4 protein-coding genes are annotated in these 2,819 nt (G+C 57.8%); all 4 read left to right on the top strand.

The annotated features are described in order from the left end of the window. The first annotated feature begins 573 nt into the window (after positions 1-573). On the top strand, positions 574-1,221 hold the full coding sequence (locus B0G83_RS38435; RefSeq protein ID WP_146120377.1) for a hypothetical protein: 648 nt from the start codon (positions 574-576) through the stop codon (positions 1,219-1,221). A gap of 35 nt (positions 1,222-1,256) precedes the next feature. Beyond that, on the top strand, positions 1,257-1,850 hold the full coding sequence (locus B0G83_RS37945; protein WP_105512354.1) for a NodA family N-acyltransferase: 594 nt from the start codon (positions 1,257-1,259) through the stop codon (positions 1,848-1,850). Beyond that, positions 1,847-2,539, top strand: a complete 693-nt coding sequence (gene nodB, locus B0G83_RS37940) for a chitooligosaccharide deacetylase NodB (RefSeq protein WP_105512353.1) — start codon at positions 1,847-1,849, stop codon at positions 2,537-2,539. Before B0G83_RS37945 ends, nodB begins: the two co-directional genes overlap by 4 nt. Then, positions 2,517-2,819, top strand: a 303-nt coding sequence (locus tag B0G83_RS37935) for a glycosyltransferase family 2 protein (protein WP_146120376.1), incomplete at its 3' end; no start/stop codon positions are given. The genes nodB and B0G83_RS37935, both read left to right, overlap by 23 nt.

Here is a 2,819-nt window from a genome sequence, read left to right as displayed (position 1 = left end):
GTGCCGCCGCGGTGAGGTTACGCTCGGTCATCAGAGCATCGAGCGCGACGAGAAGATTTAGATCGAGGCCCTTGAAACGCATGATCCCAACTTATAAATAATGTGGATGTGTTCCATCAAAACAATCGATTTCACGAATTGTACAGTATGGAGGATAGTGTTCCTGGTAGATCCGACTGGATTTCGCCAACCTGCTGGCGCCTTCGTGGTGCCGGGTAGCGGAAGAAGTGTGTCGTAGAACTGAGCGAAGCCGAGGAAATGACATTGCAGCAGTTGTCGATCAATCACATGCATCGGGGCACGCGAGCGCGGCCCTGTCGCTGCTCGGAGACAGGATCAAGCGCAAGCTTACCGCTGAGCAACTCGGCGTGAGCGGGCAGTCCGTCTGCGACTGGCTCACGCATGGCGCAACAGCGGCGTGGACGGCCCGACGGGCGGCCATATCGGTGGGAACATGAAGCACCACTGACGACGCTTCATCACCTGCACGAAGGAAACGCCAATGCCGAACTCGCTGAACTTTCTCGGCGGATACGGCACCAAATTTCAAGTCAATTTCTCGTGGACGCTCTCATGAATACTGTAGCAAAACGTCGGGCCGGAGAAATGGAATTTAGGCATATCAAAATGGTTGTCGATCTTTGCCCTGACTCCGAGAAAAATCCTCAGGCGTACGCCGAGCATCAACCGAGGCGCATGTCCAATGCGCCCACGGCCTTCGGCGGCATGGACAAGCTGGATCGCGCCGACACGACGCAACAAGCGTCTGGCAGGTCGCGTAGGCGCTTACTACCGGCAAAACTTCGCATAGTTCTCCAAACCCTTTCTATATCGGCCGCTTACCTTCGTACAGTTGAGCCACCGCTCGACTTCGCCTTGGCTTCGCGACGAATCGCGAGCAGCCGATTGCAGGTGCCAAATGCATCAGGGACCCGGCCAAATGGATCTCGTGTCAGTCGCAGTCAGATCGTGCGGAAGATGCGGGGGAAGTCTTTGGTAGATCTGGTGCGAAAGGCACGCGCACTCGATGTAATCTCCATCGTGGATGCGGTTCGATCGGCCCGTGAAGCGTTGACGGAAATGCTCTTTTCTTCGGGCTTCATCCCAGAACTGTTCCAGAGTGCAGATGATTTCATGAAATCGAACCGCTTTCTCAGAAAGTCGTTCGCGTGCGTCAGGTCCACCCTCAAAGGCCGGACGGCGCATAGGGGGCAGTCGTGAATTTGGCCGTGTCCACAGCTGAAGGACCTCTCTCCATGCGCTCTCAGGTGCGGTGGAGGCTGGCTTGGGAAAACGAGTTGCGACTCGCCGACCACATCGAACTGTCCGAGTTCTTCCGACAGACCTACGGACCGACAGGGGCGTTTAATGCAAAACCATTCGAAGGCAATCACAGTTGGGCTGGTGCGAGGCCAGAGGTCCGTGCAATCGGCTACGACGCGCGCGGCGTAGCGGCTCATATCGGCGCACTGCGTCGTTTCATCAAGGTTGGCGCAGTCGATCTACTAGTGGCCGAACTAGGATTGTACGCGGTACGTCCAGATCTTGAGGGACTCGGAATCCCTCATTTAATGCGCGTGATGTATCCCGTGTTGCAGGAACTTGGCGTTCCATTCGGCTTCGGCACAGTTCGACACGCGTTGCGGCAACATATTGCAAGGCTGCTCGGCCGACACGGTCTGGCGACTATTGTGTCTGGAGTTCGCGTCAGGTCGACCCTGCGAGAAGTGCATCTCGACAAGCCGCCCACGCGCATCGAGGACGTACTCATTGTCGTCTTGCCGATTGGACGGTCAATGAGCGACTGGCCGACCGGAACGCTAATTGATCGGAACGGGCCAGAGCTGTGAGGCACTGCTTATTCGAAGCGCGTAGCGAGTGCGCTGACATCTCCGGACGTCGCAGCGTTTATTTGACGTTTGACGACGGCCCTAATCCGCTTTGCACACCGGACATCCTCGATGTGCTGGCGGAACACCGCGTGCCGGCGACTTTCTGCGTCATCGGCGCGTACGCAGCGAGTCAGCCGAAGCTGCTCCAGCGAATGATCGCAGAAGGGCACGAGGTCGCAAACCACACGATGACTCATCCGGACCTGTCCAGATGCGAACCCACCGAAGTACAACAGGAAATACTAACGGCAAGCAGGGTCATCAGGATGGCGAGCCCGCAGGCTCCGCTGCGGTATATGCGTGCCCCGTATGGCATGTGGACCGAAGCAGTGCTCACTACGTCAGCGAGCGCTGGTCTGGCGCCCCTCCACTGGTCGGTAGACCCGCGAGACTGGTCCCGTCCCGGCGTGGACGCGATTGTCAGCGCAGTGCTGGCCTCTGTCCAGCCTGGCGCAATTGTACTCTTGCACGACGGATGCCCTCCCGATGAGTTGGGACGATGCACTCACGCTGGTCTGCGCGAGCAGACCCTCATGGCGCTTTCCCTCATGATTCCAGCATTGCATGACCGGGGGTTTGCAATCCGATCGCTTCCTCAACCTCAGCGGACGAACCAGACACCCTATGAACATGCTTGCCGCAACTAGCGCTGTCTCGTTTTATGCGCTGCTCTCGACTGTCTATAAAAGCACGCAGGCGCTTTATGCTCAGCCGACAAACGTGTCATCGCTGTCGGACGGCTTGGTCGACTCCGACGCTCTGCCGGGCGTGGATGTCATCGTGCCGTGCTTTAACGAGCAACCGCGCACGCTCTCGGCGTGCCTGGAGTCCATTGCAAACCAGGACTACGCCGGAAAACTGCGGGTCTATGTGGTTGATGATGGTTCTGCGAATCTCGACGCCGTGAGGCCGGTATACGATGCGTAC

Source organism: Paraburkholderia sp. BL21I4N1, assembly GCF_002973525.1.
Lineage (GTDB): Bacteria > Pseudomonadota > Gammaproteobacteria > Burkholderiales > Burkholderiaceae > Paraburkholderia.
The sequence above is the reverse complement of the archived record's forward strand: the minus strand, read 5'-3'. Positions and strand labels throughout refer to the sequence as shown.

What these genes read in the sequence shown, in the direction of transcription:
- B0G83_RS38435 (WP_146120377.1), top strand. Translation starts at nt 574, where the DNA reads ATGAATACTGTAGCAAAACGTCGGGCCGGAGAAATGGAATTTAGGCAT.
- B0G83_RS37945 (WP_105512354.1), top strand. Translation starts at nt 1,257, where the DNA reads ATGCGCTCTCAGGTGCGGTGGAGGCTGGCTTGGGAAAACGAGTTGCGA.